Here is a 25,529-nt window from a genome sequence, read left to right as displayed (position 1 = left end):
GCTTGAATACGGCGGCTCGCCGCATCCGCATATGGTGCATGCGTCGCATTCGATAGTTGCAGCTATATGAGCAGTGAATGGATAATCCTGATTAGATGGAGGTGGATTGCTATTGCTTCGGATTATACAGACAGGCGCAGGCGGTTTTTTGCCGCTGGAGACCTTGAAATTGGAATGCGGGCTCCGGAATGGGAAGATAGTAGTGTCGGACGGCGAGGGGCGAAAGTATCATGAGATGAACGTCGCCCCGGGGCTGAGTTTTCAGATTGGCGGCGCGCTTGGCAGACAGCGGGTGGAACTGTTTGATGTGAGCGGCGAGCAAAGGGGCAGGTTGGAATTTACGGTGGACTGCGAGACTCGCATCGACGGCCACATAGGCTTCCAGAGACTGCTGAACAAGCTGCATTACGCCATGGGCGGCGAATACGGGCTCAATTTTGCCAGCTATAACGGCAAGGTATATCGATTTCTCGTATGCTGGGTCAGAGATCATACTCACGCGTTGAAGGGCATGAAATATTTTATAGGCGATGTCAAGAGCGCAATGGAGCTGTTCAGGGATTCCCAGCGGGAAGACGGCATGATCTATGATAATTACATTCGACGAGGCAAGGATTTGGGGTACTTTACCCAATTGTTTAAGGGCATCGGATACTTGAAGGAGTCCGACGATCTGCAGTACGAATTCCGGAGAATCCCCGTCGAAGCGGATGTCGAATATCTGTATATTGAAGGCGTCTATCAAACTTGGCGCGCGACAGGAGACGACGCGTGGATGGTGTCGATGCTCGACAGTATGATGCGAGCTGTCGATTACGTGCTAAACAGTCCCGTTCGATGGTCGAGCAAGTTCGGGTTGATCAAACGGGGATACACGATCGATACATGGGATTTCCAAAGTCGTTACGACGTCCCGAATTCGGGTCATATCATGCTCATCGATCCCGACCGCACCGAATTCGGCGTCATGCACGGCGACAATACGGGCTTCGCCCAATCGCTTCGTTATCTTGCAGAGATGCTGAAGCAGGCGGCTCGCGAGGAAGAGGCGGCGCGTTACTCCGAGTTGTCGGTGGCAATTCAGGAACGGCTGAACCGGCTCGCGTGGAGGGGCACGCACTACAAGCACCATGTGCCGGAGCATCCGGAGGTCAATCGGGACTTCGGCGTCGATGAAGACGAACAGATTTCATTGTCCAATGCCTATGCGCTGAACAGAGGAATTTCTCACGATATGTGCAAGGCTATTCTTACATCCTATCGCAGTATTCGGGAGAATCTGCCTGCGGGCTCGCCTGGAGAATGGTACACGATTTATCCGCCGTTCGACAATTTCAATGACAACTGCAGCAAGAAATGGGAATACATGAACGGCAGCGTTGTTCCGATTGTGGCGGGCGAGCTTGCTCAAGGCGCATTCGAGCACGGCAGCGAGGCTTACGCGCTTGATATATTGAAGCGAATAGACGAGCTGTCCGAGCGGACGGACGGCTATCTGCACGCCTCATACCTGGGGGCGGTTGAGCCGGCGGCCAAGGCTGACTTCACCATGCTGAATCTTGTTCCCTGCATTAATGGGGATTTCCTGAGCGAACACGACGTTGTACATGCCTCGGAGTTGGCCAGCAGCGACCCTTGGGAGTGGAGGGGGCCGTTGAGCGGCGAGATCCGCTATGGCGACATACCGTTCCGTGTAGACGGCAGTGTATCGCTTGTACCCGGATCGAAGCCATCGATCGTCATTCCGGCAGATCAAGCCTGCGCTTCGATCAACTTCCTTCACACGATGAGCGGCAAAAGTCCGGTAGGGCATATTCATCTGGAGTATGAGGATGGCACGAGGCATGTTCAATATGTATCCGAGGGCTCAGAGATCGTCCGCTGGTTCCAGTCGGAGAGAGGCGAGCGATTCGGAAGATACAGGCAATCCCGCTTGCGAATCGCCTGGCAAGGATGTTCTCCGGCGTGCGAACGCATTGGCGTGGCCGTGTATTCCATGGCAAATCCATATCCGGACAAAGTTGTCCGCAGCATTGTGCTGGAGCATTCCGGCATGTCGAACGAATGGCATCTGTACGGAATAACCTTGTCCAATGTGGAAGAAGTCTTGCCCAAGAGTCCGATCAGCTACGGGATACCGGATGTATGGGGCTCGGCTTCCGTCGCTTGCGCTTTAATTGAGGGATTGGCCGGGGTGAAGGATCTGTCGGGAGCTTTTCGACAGGTACGGCTGTCGCCACGCTGGTCGTGCGCCGATGTAACCGATATAGCCGTATCGGCGCGCTATCCGGCTTCATCCGGGTACGTATCGTACCGATATCGTTATCGCAGATCGAGCCGCGAGATGGAACTGGAGGTCACATCGGGCGGAGAGGGCATAGAACTGCGTTGTCTTCTTCCGGAAGGCTGCTTGGGCATTGCCGATGCGCGTGTGAACGGCGTCGAAGCTCCGCATACGACAGAGCGAATCGAACATTCCGTATATGCTTGCCTCTCCTTGTCCGGTCCGGCCATCTATCGTGTGATTTTGCGTCTTCTTCCGTAGGTTGATATACCGGGTTGATTTACGGGTAAAGCTCCTGCTGGAGCTTTTTTTCTTTTACCGCCTACTCGATAGACGTTATCTCATAGTGATATATTGCAGGCTTGAAAATTGGTTCCGATAAGTCAACCAATGTCACCACATTCCCGTAGTCTGCCTGAAGGCGATTTTTTATAATAAAGGTGCAAGAGAAAAGAAATAATGAACATCATTCAGGGAGGTTGTTATGAGTAACATGACGATTCAAAAATGGGCAAGCGCCGTACTTGCATTATCATTGTCAGCGGCGGTAATCACGGGCTGCTCCTCAGCAAATGTCAAGCCGAACGCAACGGAGGCGCCGCAGCCTTCGCCAACAGAGGCTGCGGCGGAAGAAAGCGAAAGTCCGGCAGAGGCGGATCCGTTCGGGAAGTATGATTCGCCGGTTCAGCTCAAGATGGCCAGGCTGGTGGATACCACCTTTAAATTCAAGCCCGGCGAATCCATTGACAACAACGATTGGAACAAGCTGTTTCTTGATCGGCTGGGCATTGATTTGAAGTATGCCTGGACCGCCAATCAGCAGCAGTACCCGCAGAAGATGAACGTGACGATCGCTTCGGGCGACATTCCGGATCTGATGCAGGTCTGGGGGCCGCAAGTTTCCCAGCTAGCCGATGCAGACTCTCTGGCCGACCTGACCGAGGCCTACGAGAAGTATGCTTCGCCCCGGTTAAAGGAATTAATGAATCTGGACGGGGGAATTGCGCTAAATACAGCGAAGCGTGACGGCAAGTTGTATGCGATCCCGGAACCGGCCAGCACCGTTCCGAATACGATGCTGTTCATCCGGAAGGACTGGCTGGATAAGCTGGGCCTGGACGAACCGAAGACACTGCAGGATGTATTCGCAATCTCGGAAGCGTTCGCCACTCAGGATCCGGATGGCAACGGCAAGAAAGATACGTATGGAATCGGATTGCAGAAGGATTTCTCGAAGAACAAGGTGCCGTTTGGCATCGAGGGGCTGGCTAGCGGCTTCCATGCTTATCTGGATACCTGGATTCAGGACGGCAAGGGCGGTCTGACGCAATCCACGATTCTTCCCGAGATGAGAGACGTGTTGCTGCAGCTGCAGGAAATGTACAAGGGAGGACAGATCGACAAGGAATTCGGGGTCAAAGACAGCTCCAAGGTGAATCAGGATGTTGTGGCGGGACGTATCGGCATGTTCTACGGACCCCAATGGTCGCCGGCACTGCCGCTTAAGGATTCATGGGCGAATGACAAGGCGGACTGGCGTTCGTACGGTGTTGTATCCATCGATGACAAGCCGGCGCTGCTTCCCGTGAAGCCGAATGGACAGAACTACTTTGTCGTCAAGAAGGGCTATCCGAATCCGGAGGCGGCGATCAAGCTCGCCAATCTGTTTGCGGACATCAGCCTTAACGTCACTGAAGAGAATTTCAACAAATATATGAAGTCCAGTATTGATGACGGCAACGGAGGCAAGAGTGTTATCGAGGTATTCAAATACGCGCCAATCCGACTGCAGAATCATGAGGCTGTCTTCGAGAATATGAAGTTGATTAACGACGCCGTCAAATCGGGAGATCCTTCACAGCTCGGGGTTGGCGACAATCTCGCAAGCTACGAGCGTCTGAAGAAGTGGGAGACGGACAAAACCGATCCGAACGCATGGCAGGACTGGGCGTTGCTTGGAGAGGGAGGCACATATTCCGTGCAAGAGATGTACGTAAGAGAGAATCGCAAGATTAACGACGAATATTGGGGACCGACAACGGAGACGATGTCCAAGAAACAATCGACGCTTGACAAGAAGAAGGAAGAAGTATTCACAAGCATCGTACTGGGGGCTCCGATCGAGGAATTCGACAAGTTTGTGTCGGATTGGAAGGCGCTTGGCGGGGATGAAATATCGAAGGAAGTCAATGATTGGTACGCGACTATTAAGCAATAGTCGGTGACGCTTGCGACAAGGGGGGGGGCAAGGCCGCCCTCCCCTCTCGTGCTTGAATTGGTTTGAGGAGGAACATCATGGATATCGCAGTCGAAAAAAAACAAACGGAAGCCGTCGGTGCGAAGAAGCGTTCACGGTGGAGAGCGGATTATCCGTTGCACTTGATGGTTTTGCCGGGCCTGCTGATCGTGCTGGTGTATCATTATTTGCCTACGGTAGGCATCGTCATGGCCTTTCAGGAATATTCCCCGGCGAAAGGTTTTTTTCGTTCGGAGTGGGTCGGCTGGGAGCACTTCGAATATATCTTCAAGCTGCCGGATTTCAAGTCCGCGCTGTATAATACGTTTTTTATCGCTACGATGAAGATCGTGGCGGGACAGGTTGTGCCCATTTTTATCGCAATTCTGCTTAATGAAGTGGGCAAGACGTATTTTAAAAGAACGGTTCAAACGTTGATTTATTTGCCGCATTTTTTGTCCTGGGTAATTCTGGCTGGTATTCTGACGGATATTCTGTCGATTAATTACGGCATTGTCAATCAAATTATTCAATCTCTGGGACTCGAGCCCATCTACTTCCTTGGAGACAACAACTGGTTCCCGTACACGATCGTCATGACCGACCTGTGGAAGGACTTCGGCTGGGGTACCATTATATTTCTGGCTGCGATAACGGGCATTAATCCGAATTTATACGAAGCGGCCGTTGTGGACGGAGCTAACCGTTGGAAGCAGACTTTGCACATTACGCTGCCGGGCATGATGCCGATTATTGCGTTGACCGCTACGTTAAGTCTGGGCAATGTGCTTAACGCAGGCTTCGATCAAATATTCAATTTGTACAGCCCTATGGTCTACAAGAGCGGCGATATTATCGATACACTTGTTTATCGAATCGGCCTTGTGGATGCCCAGTTCAGCGTTGGCGCCGCTGTAGGCTTATTCAAATCCTTGGTTTCATTCGTTTTGATTACGGTGTCCTACGCGCTGGCGTACAAATATTTAAGGTACCGAATTTTTTAGGGGAGGCTGGAACATGAATGACATCAGTTGGAGCCGAAGAAGCTTCCTCATCGCCAATTATTTGTTTCTGGGCGGGCTGGCCGTGCTATGCATCATGCCCATGGTACATGTGCTGGCGATCTCGTTCAGTTCCTCGACAGCGGCGGAAGGCAATATGGTCAAGCTGCTGCCGGTGGATTTCACACTTAACGCCTATCGTTTCGCACTTACGAAGCCCGAGTTTCTGAACAGCTTTACGATCACCGCGCAGCGCATGCTGCTCGGAGTAAGCATGAATTTGCTGATGACCATCCTGATCGCCTATCCGCTTGCGAAAGAGTCACATGCTTTCAAATGGAGAAATTTCTACGTCTGGGCGTTCGTGCTAACGATGTTGTTCGGCGGGGGATTGATCCCGACGTATATGATTGTCAACATGACCGGATTGATCGATTCCATCTGGGCGCTGGTGCTGCCGGGAGCCGTGCCGGTGTTCAACGTCGTGCTGCTGCTCAACTTCTTCAGAACGCTGCCCAAGGAGCTGGAGGAAGCGGCGTATATTGACGGAGCGAGTCACCTCAGAACATTGTGGCACGTATATTTGCCGCTGTCGAAGCCCGCGCTTGCAACGATTACATTATTTATATCCGTGGGTCACTGGAACGAGTGGTTCCACGGCATATTGTACATGAACAGCCCGGCGCATTACCCGCTGTCCAGCTACTTGCAGAATATGGTGGTTATGCCGAATTCGGATTTGCTGTCCAGCACAGACTATGAAGCGATCGCGAAGATCAATCAAAGAACGTTGAAGGCTGCGCAAATTTTCCTGGCCGCGCTGCCCATTCTTTTGCTGTATCCGTTCCTGCAAAAATATTTTGTCAAAGGCATTGTGCTTGGAAGCGTCAAGGAGTAGGCAGAAGAGCATCTATACACCTCGGAAGGCGGCTTCTATAATGGAGGGATACTGGACCAGACGGGGGAGAGCGCTTTGGCCGGCTTCACGATGCGACTTACAATATTTCATAAGCTGCTTGGCGCATTTCTTCTGGTAATCGCGCCATTATTTGCTATCGGATACTTGCTTTATGAGCAGGGAGCCGATGCCGTGCGAAGCGAAATTTCGGAATCGATGCGCACCAAGGTGCACTTCTATGTGGATTCGCTGGAACGCGAAATCAAACGGATCGGCGTTCTTCAACAAGAATATGTGCTGGATCGCGATTTGAGCGACTTGAGCGTATGGAATCCGGCTTTGAGCGATTTGCAGCGGACGCAAGCGATTCAAAGAGTATATGAGCGTCTGAGCCTGATGCAGCACTCCAGTAAATATATTGCGGAAACAAGCGTATATATTCCGGCTATCGGCGCCAGCGTATCCACAGGCAGCTATTACGATAATGACAGCGAGGGGTTCTATACCCGTCTTGATGAACACTATTGCGAACATCCGGCGTCGATTGTTCTGTATGAGGGCGAATTATTTATGATTCAGCGCTATCCTGCCCCGGGACTTGCCCATGAGCCGAACTTCCTGCTCGTTAATCGCTTGTCCAAGGCGTTCATCCAGGAGGAGCTTCGACAGTTTGGCAGTGCCACAACGGAAGTAGTGCTTATCGGTACGGATACGGAATGGGCAGTATCCAATATCAGCTTAAGCGATTCGCGATTCGCGGACAATGCGCCTCCGGATTGGCTGACATCGGGCAGCGAGGGCTTTCGGGCGGAGCGAATAGATGAGATCAAGGTCATCCTTGCCTGGGAGACTGCGGCCAATGTGCCGATGGCGCTTATGATGATCGAACCCGAGCATGTGACGCTCGGCCCGCTGCAGAGGTTTAAATATTGGCTATTGGTGCTGTTTGTCGTATCATTGCTCGTAATCGCATCGTTCTCGATCGGATTAATCAAATTAATTCACGAGCCGCTGAAAAAAATCGTCGTCGCCTTCCGAAGCGTGGAGAAGGGCAACCTCGACATTATCGTGGGGCGTAGAAGCAATGATGAATTTAAATACTTGTATACGCAATTCAATTCCATGATCGTTCAGTTGAAAAAGTTGATCCGGGAAATATACGAGCACCAGTACCGATTGCAGCGCTCCGAGCTCAAGCTGCTGCAATCCCAGATCAACCCGCACTTCTTGTATAATTCCTTCTTCATCCTGAACGAGATGGCCGAGGTAGAGGATCTGCCTAAGCTGAAGGTATTTACCCGGCATTTAGGCAGGTACTTTCATTTTATTACCAGACACGGAAGAGATGAAGTCAGCCTGAATGAGGAGCTTGCCTTTACTTCTGCCTATATCCAGATACAATTGATTCGATTCGGCGATCGGATAACGGTAGAGATTGGGGAAATGCCTGAGAGTTGCCGGGATCTGATGGTGCCGAGAATTATGCTGCAGCCGCTGGTAGAGAACGCCTTCAAATATGGTGTTGAGCCCATGGAGAAGGAAGGACAAATAAAGATCGGTTTTATGCTCGAGGATGACATTTTTGTCATTCGGGTCGAGGACAACGGAGATCAAATGACGAAGCTGCGGCTGGCGGAGCTGCAGGAAAGCCTTCGGATTCACACGGAGCTTGCCGAAAGTACAGGGCTTATTAATGTCCACTCTCGCCTGCTTCTGAAATACGGAGAAGGCAGCGGCGCGACGCTGACTTCCGGGGAGCGGGGAGGGCTGCGGGTCGAGCTTCGTATCCCTTTGACCGAAGACCATTCCGAACATTCGAAGATTAGCGAGGTGACGTGATGTACACGATCCTGATTGTGGATGACGAACTGTATATATTGACTGCCATGTCGAATCGGATGAAAGAGTGGGGGATATACGAGTTGGATGTGTACACGGCCAAGAATGCCTCCGAAGCTATCGCAAGAATGTCCGAGACCAAAATCGATATTGTGCTGAGCGATATCCAGATGCCCGGCATGTCCGGCCTGGAGCTTCAGAAGATTATATGCGATCGCTGGCCGCGGTGCCGCTTTCTCTTCCTGACCGGTTATAACGAATTCGATTATATTCAATTCGCAGTTCGTAAAGGCAGCTTTGATTATATTCTGAAATCGGAAGGCTACGAGGCGATATACGAAGCGATCCACAAGGCGATTATAAGCATTGAAGAAGATTATCGGCAGGAGGATTTCATTCGAAGCGCCCGTGCGAAGCTTCAGGCAGCCCAGCCGCTTCTGCGGAGGGAATTGTTTCTGACCATAGTGAAGAGCGGGTTGTCGGAGAATGTGAGAACGAAACGTTTCGAAGAGTTGGGCGTCCAATTCAATCCATCTCTTCCTGTGCTGCTCGGCGCGGGACGCATCGATCAATGGAATGTTCCCGATTTGTCCGATCAGACTCTGCTCATGTATGCGATCGGCAACATTACGGAGGAGTTTCTTGGGCGCAAAGTACATTTCGAATTTATCCAATTTGATGTAAATCGCTTCTTCTGGCTCATTCAGCCGAATACGGAAAGCAATGACTATGATGAATTGATTCAATTCGTTGCAGGTTATTTGTACGAAGTTCAGGAAACCTGCTCCAACCTGCTTAAGTTGACTTTATCACTAGCGGTAGCTTCCGAGCCCGTTCATTGGGAAAAGCTGCCGAATCGTTATGAGGAATTGACCTTCAGCATGCTCTTCGGACACGGCTCGGGGGATTCGTCCGTCATGTTGAAAGCGAATTCATGCGAGCGGGAAGAGAAGGCTGCTTCTGCGCATAGACTGCTTCTTAAGAAAACCGACACTTTGTCCTATTATCTGGAGGTAGGGCAAAGCCAGGAGTTCGAGCGTTTGTACGAGGAGGTAGCCATTTCATCCGAACGAATTCCGCAGCATCTGTATCTGGAAACCTACTATACGTTGGCGACCATGCTGTTCTCCCAGATGAACCGGCTGCGTATGGACAGCTTGCTCAGCGGAGATTACAAACCGTCCCGGCTTATGGAAGCGGGGGCTCATACATGCCGAACGAATGCCTTTCGTTATCTGAAGCGGTTGTCGGATGCGATGTTCGAGCACATGGCGAAGGATCGGCATGCCAAGACGAGCACAGTGATTGAGCGCGTACATGCTTACATTGACGCGAATATCGGCGGCGATCTATCCCTCGGCAGAATTGGACGCGAAGTGTACTTGAATCCCAAATATTTATGCAGGCTGTACAAACAGGCAACGGGGAAAGCGCCATCCGATTATATTATGGAAGCGAGACTCGGACGGGCGAAAGCGCTTCTTCAGACGAATGAGAAGAAGATCCATGAAATAGCGAGGGAGGTTGGACTGGAACCGCCGTATTTCACCCGGTTTTTCCAGAAAAATACGGGAGTTACGCCGATTGAATATCGCGAGGCGGCTCAGCGGGGAATCGCGGGGCGCACGCGGGACTTATAACGACAAAGTGCAAGGCTTCATGGATTGAGTAATCAACAGTGCGATATTCAATGGGCGCGGAACCGGGTCGCTGCAGCCGCACGTGCCGATGAATCGCGCAGAGGCGGCGAAGATCGTTGCCGAGTTGATGAAGCTGCCCTTCTTTTGAACGGCATCGTGTCGATCAGAACCGCGTCGGAAATTTTGTTTTATACGTTCGTCAAAAGAGAAGACGGCAGTCGCTCAGGCAGCCGTCTTTCCCTTTGTGAGCAGAATTCTGGTATTCGGACGAATCCCCACATTGTAAATTCTCAGGCACGCGTTCAGGGAGGCTTAAGCAACACGCTGTTCTTAGCAGAAAGTTGTTATAAGTTAATGGAAGTCACTATTATCTTCTAGTTCTCTACTACAAAGCTTTTTATAATGAAACTGTTCCCTTTGGATTGGGGCGTTGGTTACAGGCACATGGTAGGCGGCAACCAAGCGGCTTTTGAGTCGCGCCGGGCAGAATTTAGAAACGCCAGGAAACCATGTTGAAGCGTTATGGAGTGACTGACAGCGCATATTAAAGGCTGAATGCGGTCAATTGAATGTGATAGAGGCGTCAACACCGATGGGTCAGGGTCGAACCACCCGAATTTGAATTACTGCCAATGGCGGGGAGGGGGGATTCCATATCGACGGGCCGCTGCGGACACGCGAAGGGAGGACGGGGATTGTACCGGGTACTCATTGTAAGTGAAGATCTTGCGTTAAGGCAGAATCTTATTCATGCAATATATAAGGAGGCCGGAGGGTTTCAACTGGCAGGCGAGGCGCGGCACGGCATGGAAGCAATGGATTTGCTTCAGTGCCGCAAGGTTGAGCTGGCGCTGATTGATCTCTCCAGACCGGCAACGGCGTTGTCCGGCATGGCGCTGCTCAAGGAAATTTATCAAGCCTTCGCTCATGTTCGAGTAGTGGTTCTTTCCCGTCGGGAGGATATGAAAACGGCTGTGTCCTCGATGCGCCTGGGGGCGATTGATTACGTTGTCATGAAAGGATTCCAGCGGGATGTGCTGTTGGATATGCTTCATCGCGCCGCCAGGAGACTATCAAGAGAACGATCCAGCCAAGAATACCTGGTTGCAAGTCTGCCCGCTCCGGGAGTCGCGCCGCTACGCCCGATTCATGGACTGCTCATTTGTCCGACGTCGCCGGACGAGGAAGCAAGCTCATTTGGTCTATTGATGAACAATGACAGGCTCCCTTGGCAACGGATTACGGATACGTGCTGGTATGCCGAAGTGCCCGATGCTGCTGATACGGAAGAACGGCTGCTGGAATGGGTGACATCGGCGGATTCCGGCAAGTTTATTGCGTACAGGATCGTAAATGACGGGAATTATGCTCATGAAACGGTGGTGTCGCTATTGCGGCATTTTGCAACGCACGATATGTTCTATGACTACGCCTCCTGGACAAAGACGCCCTGCTGTTCACTGGTGAATGTACGCAAGCGGCAAACGGCGGCTAATGCGTCCAGAAGCCTGACCGATTTGTGGAATCAGTGGGCGTTATGTGCCTGGGTGCTTGATGATTGCAGCTTTGAAGCGCTGATGCGGGAGGTTAAGCGCAGACGACATCCGAAGGAGCAGCTTTTGTGTCGCATGCAGCATACATTGCAGGTATGGACGACATGGATTCGTGCGGAAGCGGAGGAACACGTACGCGTCTTAACGGACAACATATACTTCTGGGAAGAGATGGAGAACAATCTCCGCTATTGGCGAAGTGTGTGCCAGCAAACCATCCATTGGCATCATATTTCGAACGAAGTGTTCACCTGTATTTTGAAGGCATTGATCAAGATGGAGGAAGGCCTCGCGATGGGCATCACTCAAGGGCAGGTTGCAGATCATGTCAGCTTGAGCCGAGGCTACTTCAGTAAAATCTTCAAACGAGTAACCGGAAGCTCCTTTCATCAAACGATGCGGACTCTTCAGATGGGCAAAGCCAAGCAATTGCTGGCAGGGAAGTCCAAGCTCCCGATCTATGCGATCGCCGAATCCATCGGTTTCAGAGACGAAAAATATTTCAGTAAAATGTTTCGGCAAGAGACAGGACTCCTCCCCTCTGAATATCGTAAAGACGCTTTGGATAAAATGGGAGCATTCTTATGCTGAATCAGCAGCAGGACAGGGCCGGGCCGCAAGCGTAGTCATGCGTTGCAACCTTATGAAGGTACGAAGCGGGTAATTCTCCGCTTCGTACCTTTTTTGAAATATAGGAACGTATATGGTTTTATCGCACTTTCTATATTTCCCGTAATGTACCGCGACCCGTCGTCATAGGACGGCGCAGCCGCTTCACCTCGGCTAGTTCATCGATACATTGACAATGCTTAAGGAACCGGATGTGACAACGACGCGAACACTGTGAAGGCCATCGTTGAACAATTGACTGGTGGCGGTGAATGAACCGGCCCCGCCACTGGTCGTAATGGTGCCGGCGAGATTGCCGTCGACGTAGACGCGGGCCGTTGCAGCGCCTCCTGACGAGTAGTCGACCTTGGCCGCACGATTGCCGGAGCCCTTGAAGTTGTATGCCGCCCAGCGCAGATCGTTGCCGTTAAGATTCAGCGATCCACTGCCTGGCGTACCCCAGCTGCGGTTTATGGCGCTCCAGTTGTTTCCGTTTATTGAACCGGGCATCGATGCGCCGATGGTGACCGGCTGCTTCGCGGCGGCAATTAGTTGCTGAATGCCTTGCATTTTCGGCGATGTATTGATTGGGTCAAGCATATTTTTAACGAATTCCCATTCATAATATCGCGTGTAGCTGGAGCCGGTAAGGTTGAAGTACATCAGCAGCTCGCCGCCTGCATTTTCCCAGGTGTTCTGATGGTCGACTATATTGGTCTTCATTCCGGAATGATTCCAGGCCTGTTCCTTCACAGCCTCGCTGTGGCCCGAGTAATCCATGGAAGGGCCGCCTTCATAAGCGGTTCTATGCAGGCCGAAAGCGGCGGCATAGGAGGCGTCGATCGTTTGCCCATTGATCCAGGTTGCCGGATTAAAGGACTTCGATGTCCATATATTGGATAATGTCAATGTGTCGCTGGAGTTGTCCGGATTGTAATACGCTGATCCGCTGCCTCCCCAGATATAATCATTCACCGCACGTGGATTCGCCACATGATTGCCGTCTGCGTTGTTGTACCAGTTATCCAGGAAATTAAGCATGACGCCGGCGGTATCCTGATTATTGGCTTGCTTCCATTCCAGCACGGGCCGCACGCGGCTCATCATCGCGCTGTCGCCGAATACGGAGCGGAACGCATTGCTGATTTCAACCGTGCGGCGTGCTTGTCTGCGCCAGCCCAGCTGATAGGTGCTCGTCATCCCATCATAATTAAGGTTGGACCCCCCCGCGCTGACTTCAGCGACAGCCGCGTTCATATTCCAATTGGAGTGACTGAATGCGCTCGCATAATTCCAGAGTTCATTTGCATACTCCACATATACATTCAACGAACTGTTAAGCGGAGGGTAAATAGGGTTGCTCTGTACACTTGTATATGGATTGACGCCGTCGGAGCCGTATTTGATCAGCTGTGCCAATTTAGTGAGGTAATCGTCGTCAGCTGCTACCGGCACATTGATCCACATATCCGTATTCGTTGCGTTGCTCAGCATGACCGCGTATTCCCATGAGCCGCCTCTTCCTTGCCAGCCAGTTCCGGTTGTGCCTTTTAGCGTTTGTATTAGCGCAGGCCGGACGCGATCAGACCACTGCGCTTCGGAGGTTTTCCCATTGGTCGCTGTGAAGTCCATATAGCGGATCGCATCGAAATTATTGGCAATCAGTGAGACGATCGGATTGGTGAATACGGCTGAAGTCGGATAGCTGGTCGTAGAGCCCTTGGAGATCGGCCGCATGATTTTTACATTGGTAATCCCCGTATTTGTAGAGCTGGATGAAGTGCGCTTCGTGTTGAGAAATCTTAATGCTACAGTGCTGTTGACATGAACGGTCAGAACCCCTGTGCTTGTATTTGTTGACGCGTTATAGCTTATTGCTGAGAGCGATGCGTTTCCAATTGTGATGGATACAGTAGCCTGCCCGTTGAATTGAATCGCGTAGCTGCCTTCGGTATCGCTCATGTAGCCATTTCCGTCCCAGAGGAGAATGGAGAAATCTTGATTGGGATCGCCATTACTGTCGAAGATGTTGGTGTTGTCCGTCGGATTGGAAGGCGAGCCGAAGCGAATCGTTTTGAATGCATTGGCAAAGAGCTTCAAGTTGCTTGAATCCCGCGGATTATCCAGGTTGATGCCCATGGAGCGATTCAGAAAGGTTTTGGGCAAGCCGGAACCTTCTCCCGGTCCGGGTCCCGGCCCAGGTCCCGGGTCCCCTCCGCCTCCACTTGGATTGGATACATTAGAGAACGTCGCCTCTCCGGTCGCCGAATTATTATGCGAGGTAACGGCCAACCCGACATAAATGGTCGTGGCCATGGCAATGGTTTGTGTAGCAGTGGCAGAGCCCCAATTCACGCCGTCGGCGGACAAATAGGTTGTGAACGTATTGCCCGAGCGGGTAATTTTGAGCCACACAGGAACGGTTGCGGTTGCCGACGCGGACGAATCGCTTACCCCTCCATAGGCAGTCGTTCGATAGGCGGAGCGCACTCCGTGCGTTGGGGTCGCGAGTTGAGCGATGAAAGCGGAGTTTGGCGTCAGTGAATCGCGCATCATAACGCCGGCTTTCGCCCATGCGTGCGTGTTTTGCTGAGATACAATTCGCGCTGTAATGGAGCCGTCGCCGGTCAAGGCATAGTAGGCAAAATGGAATTGATCGCTGGAACCGACAATATCCGTCCCCGAGCCTGCGAGGGTAAACACTCCGCCGGAATAAGAAGTGCTTCCCGCAAGGCCGACGCTGCCGATATCTTGACTGTTCCATCCGGATGGAACCGCTGCATATGCGGAAGGGGAAAAGGAGGGTGTTATAATCAGGCTGAGCAGCAATACCCAAGCTAGCAGAAATCGGTGAACCGGCATTCTTTGTTTCATTTGATTAGCCTCCAATATCATTTGATCGAGATGAAAGCGGTATCAATTTACGATGATAGTTACGAAGCGATCCTCCTTTGCCAATGGATTTTGTCATGAACCGCTGCATCAATGAGCGCTCGCGCTTGCTCCCCTACATCATAATTCAATTCACTGGAATTTACAGTTTGAAAATGGTCGTATGACAGTAGGAGTTTTGTCATCAAGTTCTCGTTCACTTGCAAGTATTCGATAAGCCTGAATGACGAAAAAAGTACCGCCTCATAAAAAATAAAAAATTGCCTGATCGATCGTGTACAATGAAGCTAATGTGAATTTTTAAATATGGAGGGAGAAAGCGATGTACGAACATCTTGTCGTTTTTAAATTCAACACCGACATTATCCCCGGCAAGCAGCAGGAATTACTGGATCAATTGCTGGGGTTCCGGGGACGGATTCCCGGCATCATTGATATAAGCGCAGGCATCAACGTCACGGAGGAGACGGACAACATTCATGGCTACACGCTTGGGTTGAGGGTAACCTTTGATAGCCTCGAATCGCTGCGTTCCTATGGACCGCATCCTGCCCACCAGCAGTTTGTGGCATCGCTCGACGGTATGCTGGATAATGTTGTCGTTGTCGATTACCCGAAGATCTAGTCGTATACGTTCGTCAACATAGAAGACGGCAGCCGCCCAGGCTGCCGTCTCACTTCCGAGCTGTAGCTCGATGTGAAACCGTTTGTTGTCGCCGATGACTGTTTTCGTTTCCGGCTCCCAGTCCAAGCTATACGACTAAAGAACTGGGCATTCTTTCTTGACATCTACATTTTTTTTCGAATATGATCGGTTATCCCTTGCCGAAATGGGATTAAAGCTTGCCATGTGCACGGCCTCTATGTGAAAATTATTACATCGAATCTGGCAGGTTCGGACAACGGTCTATTTTACGATTGGGGAGGATAAGAATGACAACACATGCGGATCAGCGCAAACCGAATATCCTGATTTTCATGAGCGATCAGCAAAGAGCCGATACGATTCCGCCGTACGGAAAAGCAAAGACGCCGAATCTCGATAGGTTCTGCCAAGCAGGCGTGACCTTCTCCAATGCGTATACGATATCGCCGCATTGCTGCCCTTCGCGCGCCACGTTCTTCTCCGGACTCTATCCATCGCAGCACGGCGTATGGAATAATGTGGATGTAGGCAACACCCTGTCTCGCGGTCTGTACGAGGGCGTTCGCTTGTGGAGCGAGGATCTACGGGACGACGGATACGAGCTGCGCTACCATGGCAAATGGCATGTCAGCGCGACGGAGGGTCCCGAGCACCGCGGCTTCAACGAACCCGCCGCGTCAGTCGAAGGTTATCGGCATGCGCGCCCGCATACCGGAGAATGGTCGCGATATGCAGGGGGTGAGACACTAGTCGAGTCTGACGAACGCAAGGATGGCGAGATCATGCGCAACGGCTACGACACCTATACGCATTACGGCGTGCACGAGGATCCGTTCAACGATCGCGCGACGGTCGAGGAAGCGATCGCCTCGCTGCGCCAGCTTGGCTCCGAATCTGCCCGCCGCCCCTGGTGCCTCTACGCCGGCACGCTTGGCCCGCATGATCCGTATTTCGTCCCGCAGCGCTATCTCGATCAGTATGCGATTGACGATATCGAGCTGCCGCCGAGCTTCTACGACCGCATGGAGGACAAGCCCGGCTTGTACCGCAAAACCCGCGGTCGCTTCGACCAGTTGACCGAGCGCGAGCATAAGGAGGCGATCCGCCACTACCTTGCGTTCTGCACGTACGAAGACGACTTGTTCGGACAGGTGTTGGACGAGCTGGAGCGCTCCGGCGAAGCGGCGAATACGCTGGTCTTGTATCTATCAGATCATGGCGATTATATGGCGGAGCACGGCTTATGGTGCAAGGGGCTCCCATGCTTCCGCGGCGCCTACCACATTCCGGCTGTCATCCGGTGGCCCGCCGAAGTGAAGGACCCGGGAAGGGTCGTTGACGAATTCGTCAATTTGGCGGACTTTGCGCCGACATTCCTGGAGGCGGCTTCCATTGAGACGGATCGCGTCTTCGCGGGCAGCAGTCTGATACCATTCATTCGGAACGATCGGCCGGAGGCTTGGCGGGAGGCCGTCTTTACGCAATCCAACGGCAACGAGCTATATGGCATCCAGCGCTCGATCATGACGAAGGAATGGAAATTCGTCTATAACGGCTTCGATTATGAAGAGCTCTACGACCTGCGAGAGGATCCTCACGAGACCTGCAATCGATTCGGGCAAGCGGAGTATGAGCCGGTGGTGCGCTCGCTCTCCGAACAACTGTGGTCCTTCGCGAGGAAGGTTGACGATGTGTGCATTAATCCGTATGTGATGGTTGCCTTGGCGCCGTATGGCCCAGGCGTGGCGTTCGCGACGCATTCATAAGCTGGATTCGCTCGGCAACGGGGGACTGTTCGCAGTCTCCTGTTTTTTGATGATCCCCCCTTGTAAATGATGACCACCCGCTCATAAATTGATGATGCCAAGAAAAATTCCGCGATTTACACCGTATAAATTCCTCTCTTAGAATGGAGGCTGGATGAACCGATCCTGAAATGCAATCCAAATGAGAGGGAGGAAAAAGATGAAAGCGAATCCATTGAATCGGTTGATGAACGTCGTGGCGAGGGGGATGCTGTCCGTACTCGTCCTGCAATGCTGTATGCTCGGACTGCAGCTATTCGTCCATGCGCCCAGCGCGGCGGCCAGCTCGGGCGGCGGGAACCTGTTGCAAAACGGCGGATTCGAAGCCGGCACGAGCGGGTGGACGCCATGGGGACAGTCTGCCGAAATCACCGTGGATGAGGCCGTATATCAGGAAGGAGAGGCGTCGCTGAAGGTCGTATTGACGGACAAGACGGCAGGGGCGATTCAAAATGTTGGGGTACAAGGCGGTTCCATGTATCAGCTCGCATTCTGGTTAAAAATGGAGCCGCTAAACGAAAACGCGGAATTCTATGTGCGAACGACTTACGTTAGCAGCGACGGCAGCAAGGAAACGGTTCAATTGCCGGGCACCAGTCTGAGGGGAACGGAGGATTGGCGATTTGTGAAAACGCATTTCCAGGTTCCGGAGGATGCAATCCGCATGCAGCTTAATCCTTACTTCTCCTGGAAAGGCGCGTACTGGCTCGACGGACTCTCCCTGTCCGAATATATCCCGGTTACGGGAATCGCGCTGAATCCTGTCAGTCTCTCACTGGATACCGGCGACACGGCGCACATACAGGCGAATGTCACACCCGGCAATGCGACCGATCAGGAGATAACCTGGACGACCTCCAATCCGGACGTAGCGGTTGTCAATGGGGGTGTTGTGACCGCGCAGCAAAACGGGATCGCGCTCATTACAGCCTCCTCTGGAGAGGTGCGTGAGAGCTGCCTCGTGGTGATAGGCGGGTCCTATGAATTGGAGCAGGCGAGTCCGGACGTAACGACTGACGAGGACACGGCTGTTCAGGGGGCGCTGGAGCCATATAGCGAGGGAGGCGCCCCGTTGACGTATGAAATGCTGGCATGGCCCGAGCATGGAGAAGCCGTATTGGCCGAGAATGGGACATGGGTATACCGCCCAGACAGCAATATTAGCGGGACGGATGCGTTCACTGCGGCTTATTCCGACCAGGCCGGGGGCTTCGGCACGGTACAAGTCCAGCTCACGATCCTGCCTGTGAATGATGCGCCTCTGGCAGAGGACGCGCAGTTTACCTTGACCGAATTCGGGACGGTCAGCGGGCAGGTATATGCCGAGGATATTGAAGGGGATGCCCTATCCTACGCCATCGCGCAGGCCCCGGGGAAGGGCTCGGCGACCTTGCTGGAGGACGGACAGTGGACATTCATCTCAGAGGGCTCGGTCGGGAAGGACCAATTCCAGATCGATGTATCCGATTCGCAGGGCGGTCATACGCTGGTGGCAATCACCTTGTTCATCGGACCGTCAGGCGATACGGTAATGGCCGATCTGCGTCAGCAGCACGCTGTGGGCGAGCATCCGCGTCTCTTGGCAACGCGCGATGACTTCGACGCAATTCGCCAAAGGATTGCCTCGGACCCGGTGTTCCAGCAATGGTATGCGCAGATTGAGCAGAAAGCCGACGGCATGCTGCAAGATCCTTTGCCGGTATACGATACTTCACAGACGAACGGGAACGGCAATTTCCTTAACAGTGTCAGCAGGGTCGAATTGGATCGAATGCTGCATTGGGGCTTCATGTACCAGATGACCGGCGACAGCGTCTACGTGAACAGAGCCTGGCAGGACCTTCAGGTTACGAACGCGTTTGCCGATTGGAATCCGCCTCAATTTCTGGCTACGGCTGAATTGTCCTTCGCCTATGCGATTGCGTATGACTGGTTCTACGAGGCTTGGACCGAGCAGCAGAGAGAAGCGCTGTACTCGGCGATATCGGATCAGGCATTCGAGCCGGCGTTGAAGGTCTATCTGAAGCAGCCCGCCACGGGAATCGAACGAGGCTGGTTCAACTCGCCGAACAACAAGAACGCGGTTGTCAACAGTGCGCTGGCGATGTCAGCGCTGGCGATTGCCGATGAGGCGCCTGCCATTTCGAAGGAAATTATGGAGGCGGCGCTGCAATCCGTCCAGGAGCATCTGGACCAGTATGCGCCTGACGGGGCCTCGGCAGAAGGGCCGATGTATTGGAATTACGCGATGCAATATGCGGTGGATCTGTTCGCCTCGCTGGAGACCGCTCTTGGGAGCGACTACGGCTTTACGGACAAGGAAGGAATGGCGCAGGCCGGCTTCTATCCGTTGTATATGACGTCTCCGACGGGGAGCGTCTTTAATTACAGCGATGCCGATCCATCCGGTCTGTACAAGGACGAGAATTACTGGATAGCGAACCGTTACAATCTGCCTGTGCTTGGAGGCTTCACACTGCAAAATCCGAGAATCGGCGTGAAAGGCTTGCTATGGGCGAAGCCCGAGAACTACCTGACTCCGGAAGATGCCGGAATCGCCCTGGACAAGCATTTCGCAGGGGGGGAAGAAGTCGCCTCGATGCGAAGCACATGGGGGCACGACAATGCCCTGTTCGTCGGCGTGAAGGGTGGCGATAACCAGTCCAGTCACGGCGATCTGGATATCGGGTCGTTCGTGCTCGATGCGCTCGGCGTCAGATGGGCGATGGATCTCGGGGTACAGACCTATGGCTCCTCTGACTTGTGGAGCTTCGACGAAGAGGCGACCAGATGGACCTATTACAAAAAACGAGCGGAAGGCCACAACACGATCGTAGTGAATCCTGACGCGGGGGCAGACCAGGACCCTTATGCGGTATCAGGCATTACCCAATCCGTATACGGGCCGGAAGAAGCATATACGATCGTGGATCTGACGCCTGCCTACGGGGATCAGGTCTTGGCGGCCCAGCGAGGGGTGGCGCTGCTCGATCATCGGCGCCGGGTGCTGATTCAAGATGAGATCCAAACGCTGCAGCCCTCGGATATCTGGTGGTTCATGCATACTGCCGCATCCCAAGTGGACATCGGACAAGACGGTCGAACGGCTATCCTGAAGAAAGGAAACAAGCGGCTGCAGGTCCGGATACAGTCTCCGACGAATGCCGTGTTCAGCCTGATGGAGGCCGCACCGTTGCCGAGCTCGCCCAATCCGGCGGAGAATGACAGCATCGTGGGGATCAGCAAGCTGGCCATTCACTTGGAGGATGCCGTGAACCCGACGATTTCGGTTTCATTTACACCATATCTGGCGGGCTATGCGCCTGATCAACCGAATGAACCGGTTCTTCCACTGGAGGATTGGGCGATATCGAATCGATCAGCCGCCCGGCTTCAGTCGCTTCAACTGAATGGACAGACGCTGCCGAATTTCTCGTCGGATCAATTCGTGTATGAGGCGACACTTCCGGCAGGAGAGGATCAGCCGCCGCTTGTCACTGCCGCACCACAGTCAGCGGGAGACCAGGTGACGATTACGCAGGCAGAAGGCTTGCCGGGGACTGCGGTCGTCCAGGTCATCCCTGCGGATCCGGACGAGGACGAGACGCGCTATTACGTGTCCTTCAAGCGGGAAATTCAAATCGGCGTGCCTGCATCGGCAACCGCGTGGACGGTCGTGCAGGCCATTGCCAGCGATGCGCAATACGCTGAGGGCCACATTCCCGAAAATGTCGTGGACGGCAATCTGGCAACGCGCTGGTCCGCAAGCGGGAACGGCCAATGGATTCAGCTCGATCTGGGACAGGAGCGCGTCGTCAATGCGCTCAGCACAGCGTGGCTCAGCGGAGATGTCCGCAAGACATGGTTCGATATTCAGATTTCGCAGGATGCCGTCACCTGGCAGACGGTGTACGAGGGAGAGAGCAGCGGCCGATCCGCGGATGCCGAACTGTACACGTTCGATGAGGCTTGTGCCAGATATATCCGCATTATCGGCTATGGGAATAGCGTGAACACCTGGAACAGCATCAAGGAGCTGGCTGTCTATCAGTTGCAATAGATGCCGAGAACATCGGGGGAGGTAGGGGGAGGAATACGAGTGAATCATCGACCGCATGTTGTGATCATCATGGCCGACCAGTTGCGAGAAGATGTCCTGTCGCCGGAGATTACGCCGCATATTTCCCGACTTTTTTCGGAAAGCTTTCGCTTTCGGCGCGCCTATTGCGCTTCGCCGTTATGCGTGCCGGCTCGAGGCTCGTTTTTTACCGGGCGCTATCCGAATGAGACAGGCTGTGTCATCAATCCCTGGACATTGGCGGAGAAGGGGCATGGACTCGTGGCGTCCGGCATCCCGAATTTATATCAGCATCTAGAAGAGAATTGGGATAGCCGGCATGTCGGCAAGCAGCACTTCCTGACAGTTGACGCCATTGACCGCTTGGCGAATTCGCCCACCAAGTGGAGGAACAGCGAAGAAGAATACGGGCCTTTCTTACGTGAGCATGGCAGGCGCGCTCCGGGAGGCGAGCGGTTCCGGGGCATCGTGCCGGAAATGGCGTTCGGGACAACCACAAGGCTAAAGAAATATTCGATACCGGCCACAGGGTGCTATGAAGAAGGCATTGATTATTTCTTCGACGGCTATATTCTGAATACGGCCGTGGAAGCCATTCGCGACCGGGACAGGAGCCGACCGTTGCTGCTCAACGCCATGTTCCTGGCTCCCCATCCGCCGCTGGACATTCCGGAGCCCTGGTATTCCAAATTCAGACGGAAAGAAATTGTTCTTCCGGAAAATGTCGGGCGTTGGTCGGCCAAGCAGTCGCCGCTGCAGCTATATAATCTGACCGGCGCTATCGGCAGCCGATATACGAGAGAAGATTGGGGCGAGATTTGGAAGACGTATCTTGGCCTAGTCTCGTTGCTGGATGATTGCGTAGGCCGGCTTGTGGAAGAATTGAAGCGGCAGGCTATGTACGACGATACCCTGATCGTATTCACGAGCGATCATGGAGAAATGCTGGGCTCCCACGGATTATGGCAAAAAATGTGCATGTACGAGGAGGCCACGCGCGTTCCGCTCGGCATCAAGTTTCCGCGAGAAGATCGCAGCCGGTATGGCGATCGCGGTTCGGATGAGCCGGTGAGCGCAATCGATGTGTTTCCTACCCTGTGCGACTATCTCGGCGCGCCGATTCCCGAGGGGGTTTCGGGAAAGTCACTGATGCCTGTCGTGAATGGAAGCTCGCGCTCCGAACCCCGGAATGTGTATATTCAATTCGACGGCAACGGCGCAAGAGGCAACTTTCAACGATGCCTTGTACAAGGCTGCGACAAATTAATTGTCGATTGGTTCAAGGATGAGATATTCCTTGAGCTGTATGACCTGTCGAACGATCCTATGGAGCAGGAGAATCTGATTTTCGAGGTCGGCAGGCGGGAATTGGCCGCGCGACTATTGGTTGACTTAACCGCGCATATGGAGCGCACGGGCGATTTGCTCCGGTTGCCGACGAATCTATACGATAGCTTTATCAATCAGTATGGCCCGTTCTATAGCAACAAATAAAGAGATTTAAACCAGTCGGGATCTCCATTATGCGGAGGTCCCGACTGGTTTTGATGATCTTTTCCAAAAAAGATGATTTACGAGAGCGACTCGTTTCCGCTAGTGTTAAACTAAGCGGGTTGATTGGATGACCGGATCGACAAAATAGAGATTAGCCGTATCAGGGGGATGTGGGCATCGTGATGAATAAAAAATTTTGGCTATTGTTCCGAAATCAAAGCGTGACACTAAAATGGTCGATCTCGTATCTGATTGTTCTCATTATTCCAATCGTATTTGCGCTCTATTTGTATCAAGATTCCGAGAAAATCGTCAGGGAGCAGATGAACGAATCGAGTGCCATGATTCTGAAGGAAATGAAGGATACCTTCGACAGTCAGTTGAATGAGATGGAAAAGCTGGCGACCCAAGTCGCTTTTAATCCCAAAATCCAGATGCTGGTCAGCAAACAAGCATCCTTAAGTCCCGGGGACGAGTATATGCTTCTGGAGCTCCTGGATGATTTTAAAATGTATAAAACGGCCAATTCCATGGTGGAAGATTTTTTTGTTTATTTTCATCATCTGGATCTCGTCCTCTCTTCCAATAACCGATACAGGAGCACGCTCATTCCGGTCTTTCTGAATGATTTGGATCTCGATGCCAAGAAGTGGGGCGACCTGATCGGGTCTGCCCGGTCCGGATACGAGGCGCTCGAGAAAACGGATGGAAGCCCATTCATTTTCTACAAGCAAAGCTTGCCGTTCAGGCAGAGGAGCGAGACCGATGTCACCATTGCCACGGTGCTGGACAACAAGAGCGTCCAGTCATATTTCGAATATTTTCAGGAAACCTACAACGGAATTGTCTATATTCTGAATGAACAGAACAGAACCATGCTGTCCTCCGAATCGAAGCCGCTACCCTTCGAGGCTGCTCAACTCATGTCGGATACGAAGACCTTTTACACCGATCATTATGCAGTATCGTATATCAAATCCAACAATACCCCGTTTACCTATGTCAGTGTCATTCCCGAGAGCGTATTCAAGCAAAAGCTGCGAGCGATTAACAAAACCGCAATGATCGGTCTCGGCTTGTCGATTGTCCTGGGCCTGCTGATGGTAGGCTGGCTGGTGCGCAAGCAATATAAGCCAGTCCGAAGCATCATGTCTTTGTTGGCGAAAAACAAGCAAACGGGAAGAGAAGGCCCGGACAACGAGTGGGAGTTGATCGAGTCGATGCTAGGTGAGACCCTGCAGGAGAATCTGGCTGCGAATCAGCGTCTGCACCGGCAGAGGAAGGTCATAGAATCTCATCTGTTCGAACGTGTAATTAAGGGACGGCTCGACAACAAGGAGATGCTGGAGGATGTCCTCAGCGGGATGGATTTCGAGCTCGTGTCGGAGGACTTTATGATCTTCGTAATGTATGTCGAGGACTACGAGCTGGATCTTGGCGGCGACCAAGAGGATGGCGACCGGGACTGGGCGCTGGTGCGGCTGATTCTCAGCAACATTACGGGGGAGTGGCTGAGCCCGGTGTGCCGGCAGATGACGTTTGAAGTTGGCGACTTGCTGGTGGGACTCATCAATGTGGCGCCAAGCCGCGAAGGGCTTGCCGCCAATGGCAGGGATCAGATTATCGCGAAGCTGAAGGAGTCGCATAAATTTATTCAGACACGCTTTCGCATCCAATATTCCGTATCGTACAGCGGACTTCATCAGACCGTGCTAAGTATTCCAGGCGCTTACGAAGAAGCGATGCAGGCCATGGAATACAAATTCTTACTGGGCCACTCGCAAATGATCGACTTTGAGAGCTTTAAAACATCCGAGCCCGATTATTTTTACTCGCTTGAGCAGGAGCAATGGCTCGTCAATTATATCAAGGCAGGCGATTACGAGAGCGCCAAAAAGCTGGTCAACCAACTGGTGGGATTGTTCAGCTCGGCCGATAATGTTTCGATTGAAGTGGTGAAATGCTTTATGTTTGACATTACCTCCACCATTATCAAGGCAACAACGGAGATTCAAATGAACAAAGAGGAGCTTGTGAATCGAACGGTTAACGATCTCATTCATTGCCGGACGATTGTGGATATGCAAGCTCAATTGCTTCAATTACTCAAGCAAATGACCGATTTTATTCAAGATAGAAAATCGGGCGGCGACGAAGAACTGAAAAATCGGGTGCTGTCCTTCATTGAGGAGCGGTATGCCGACAATGAGCTGAGCGTATCGTCCATAGCAGAGTACTTTCATAAGGATCCTGTGTATTTGTCGAAATATTTTCGGAAATATCACGAGGCCGGTATTCTGGACGCCATTCATCGGGTGCGGCTGCAGGCGGCCAAGTCCCGGCTGCTCGGATCCGACAAGACCATCAAGGAAATTGCGAATGAAATCGGTTTTTACAACAGCAATGCATTTATCCGCACATTCAAAAAATATGAAGGCATTACGCCCGGGAAGTACAGGGAGAGCCATGAATGAACACGAATCGGGTAAATTGCGATCATGTCCAATGTTGATGATGCCCGATAACTGTTTTTGGTGATAAACCGAGGAATTGA

General features: G+C 52.5%; 14 protein-coding genes. 13 read left to right on the top strand and 1 reads right to left on the bottom strand.

What is annotated here, in order from left to right:
* Positions 1-202: 202 nt before the first annotated feature.
* The 8 genes from IDH44_RS02555 (at position 203) to IDH44_RS02520 (ending at position 12,042) form a co-directional block, all read left to right on the top strand.
* On the top strand, positions 203-2,545 hold the full coding sequence (locus IDH44_RS02555) for a glucosidase family protein (RefSeq protein WP_190914374.1): 2,343 nt from the start codon (positions 203-205) through the stop codon (positions 2,543-2,545).
* Between the two features lie 223 nt (positions 2,546-2,768).
* The gene (locus IDH44_RS02550) at positions 2,769-4,502 is read left to right on the top strand and encodes an extracellular solute-binding protein (RefSeq protein WP_190914372.1); all 1,734 of its coding nucleotides are present in this window, start codon (positions 2,769-2,771) and stop codon (positions 4,500-4,502) included.
* Positions 4,503-4,579: 77 nt separating this feature from the next.
* Entirely contained in the window at positions 4,580-5,524 is a 945-nt protein-coding gene (locus IDH44_RS02545; protein ID WP_190914370.1) for an ABC transporter permease, read from the top strand.
* Positions 5,525-5,537: 13 nt separating this feature from the next.
* Positions 5,538-6,419: a carbohydrate ABC transporter permease gene (locus IDH44_RS02540; protein ID WP_190914368.1), complete on the top strand. Its 882-nt coding sequence runs from the start codon at positions 5,538-5,540 to the stop codon at positions 6,417-6,419.
* 75 nt (positions 6,420-6,494) lie between these two features.
* Positions 6,495-8,258 carry a sensor histidine kinase gene (locus IDH44_RS02535; RefSeq protein ID WP_190914366.1) on the top strand — a complete coding sequence of 588 codons (1,764 nt, stop codon included), beginning with the start codon at positions 6,495-6,497 and terminating at the stop codon, positions 8,256-8,258.
* Positions 8,258-9,898 carry a response regulator transcription factor gene (locus IDH44_RS02530; RefSeq protein ID WP_190914364.1) on the top strand — a complete coding sequence of 547 codons (1,641 nt, stop codon included), beginning with the start codon at positions 8,258-8,260 and terminating at the stop codon, positions 9,896-9,898. The genes IDH44_RS02535 and IDH44_RS02530 overlap by 1 nt, the downstream gene beginning before the upstream one ends.
* Before the next feature lie 24 nt (positions 9,899-9,922).
* Positions 9,923-10,276: a hypothetical protein gene (locus IDH44_RS27525; RefSeq protein ID WP_190914362.1), complete on the top strand. Its 354-nt coding sequence runs from the start codon at positions 9,923-9,925 to the stop codon at positions 10,274-10,276.
* Between the two features lie 317 nt (positions 10,277-10,593).
* Positions 10,594-12,042 carry a helix-turn-helix domain-containing protein gene (locus IDH44_RS02520; RefSeq protein WP_190914360.1) on the top strand — a complete coding sequence of 483 codons (1,449 nt, stop codon included), beginning with the start codon at positions 10,594-10,596 and terminating at the stop codon, positions 12,040-12,042.
* A gap of 192 nt (positions 12,043-12,234) precedes the next feature.
* Here IDH44_RS02520 and IDH44_RS02515 read toward each other — a convergent pair whose 3' ends face one another.
* Entirely contained in the window at positions 12,235-14,934 is a 2,700-nt protein-coding gene (locus IDH44_RS02515; protein ID WP_190914358.1) for a DUF1349 domain-containing protein, read from the bottom strand.
* A 340-nt stretch (positions 14,935-15,274) separates the two neighbouring features.
* On the opposite strand from IDH44_RS02515, the gene IDH44_RS02510 reads away from it, so the two are divergent.
* The 5 genes from IDH44_RS02510 (at position 15,275) to IDH44_RS02490 (ending at position 25,449) form a co-directional block, all read left to right on the top strand.
* Positions 15,275-15,577 carry a Dabb family protein gene (locus IDH44_RS02510; RefSeq protein WP_190914356.1) on the top strand — a complete coding sequence of 101 codons (303 nt, stop codon included), beginning with the start codon at positions 15,275-15,277 and terminating at the stop codon, positions 15,575-15,577.
* Between the two features lie 308 nt (positions 15,578-15,885).
* On the top strand, positions 15,886-17,364 hold the full coding sequence (locus IDH44_RS02505) for a sulfatase-like hydrolase/transferase (RefSeq protein ID WP_190914354.1): 1,479 nt from the start codon (positions 15,886-15,888) through the stop codon (positions 17,362-17,364).
* A gap of 199 nt (positions 17,365-17,563) precedes the next feature.
* Positions 17,564-21,463, top strand: coding sequence for an Ig-like domain-containing protein (locus IDH44_RS02500; RefSeq protein ID WP_190914352.1), 3,900 nt, complete (start codon positions 17,564-17,566; stop codon positions 21,461-21,463).
* A 39-nt stretch (positions 21,464-21,502) separates the two neighbouring features.
* The gene (locus IDH44_RS02495; RefSeq protein ID WP_317890094.1) at positions 21,503-22,975 is read left to right on the top strand and encodes a sulfatase family protein; all 1,473 of its coding nucleotides are present in this window, start codon (positions 21,503-21,505) and stop codon (positions 22,973-22,975) included.
* Between the two features lie 182 nt (positions 22,976-23,157).
* Entirely contained in the window at positions 23,158-25,449 is a 2,292-nt protein-coding gene (locus IDH44_RS02490) for a helix-turn-helix domain-containing protein (RefSeq protein WP_223869317.1), read from the top strand.
* The last annotated feature ends 80 nt before the right edge of the window (positions 25,450-25,529 follow it).

The organism is Paenibacillus sabuli (genome assembly GCF_014705605.1).
Taxonomy (GTDB): Bacteria; Bacillota; Bacilli; order Paenibacillales; family Paenibacillaceae; genus Paenibacillus_D; species Paenibacillus_D sabuli.
Note: the sequence above shows the minus strand (reverse complement) of the source record. Positions and strands in the feature narration are given on the sequence as shown.

Bases quoted from the DNA above. Each gene is read 5' to 3' on its own strand.
- IDH44_RS02550 (WP_190914372.1), top strand. From the start codon at position 2,769: ATGAGTAACATGACGATTCAAAAATGGGCAAGCGCCGTACTTGCATTA.
- IDH44_RS02545 (WP_190914370.1), top strand. From the start codon at position 4,580: ATGGATATCGCAGTCGAAAAAAAACAAACGGAAGCCGTCGGTGCGAAG.
- IDH44_RS02540 (WP_190914368.1), top strand. From the start codon at position 5,538: ATGAATGACATCAGTTGGAGCCGAAGAAGCTTCCTCATCGCCAATTAT.
- IDH44_RS02530 (WP_190914364.1), top strand. From the start codon at position 8,258: ATGTACACGATCCTGATTGTGGATGACGAACTGTATATATTGACTGCC.
- IDH44_RS02515 (WP_190914358.1), bottom strand. From the start codon at position 14,934: ATGAAACAAAGAATGCCGGTTCACCGATTTCTGCTAGCTTGGGTATTG.
- IDH44_RS02510 (WP_190914356.1), top strand. From the start codon at position 15,275: ATGTACGAACATCTTGTCGTTTTTAAATTCAACACCGACATTATCCCC.
- IDH44_RS02505 (WP_190914354.1), top strand. From the start codon at position 15,886: ATGACAACACATGCGGATCAGCGCAAACCGAATATCCTGATTTTCATG.
- IDH44_RS02500 (WP_190914352.1), top strand. From the start codon at position 17,564: ATGAAAGCGAATCCATTGAATCGGTTGATGAACGTCGTGGCGAGGGGG.
- IDH44_RS02490 (WP_223869317.1), top strand. From the start codon at position 23,158: ATGAATAAAAAATTTTGGCTATTGTTCCGAAATCAAAGCGTGACACTA.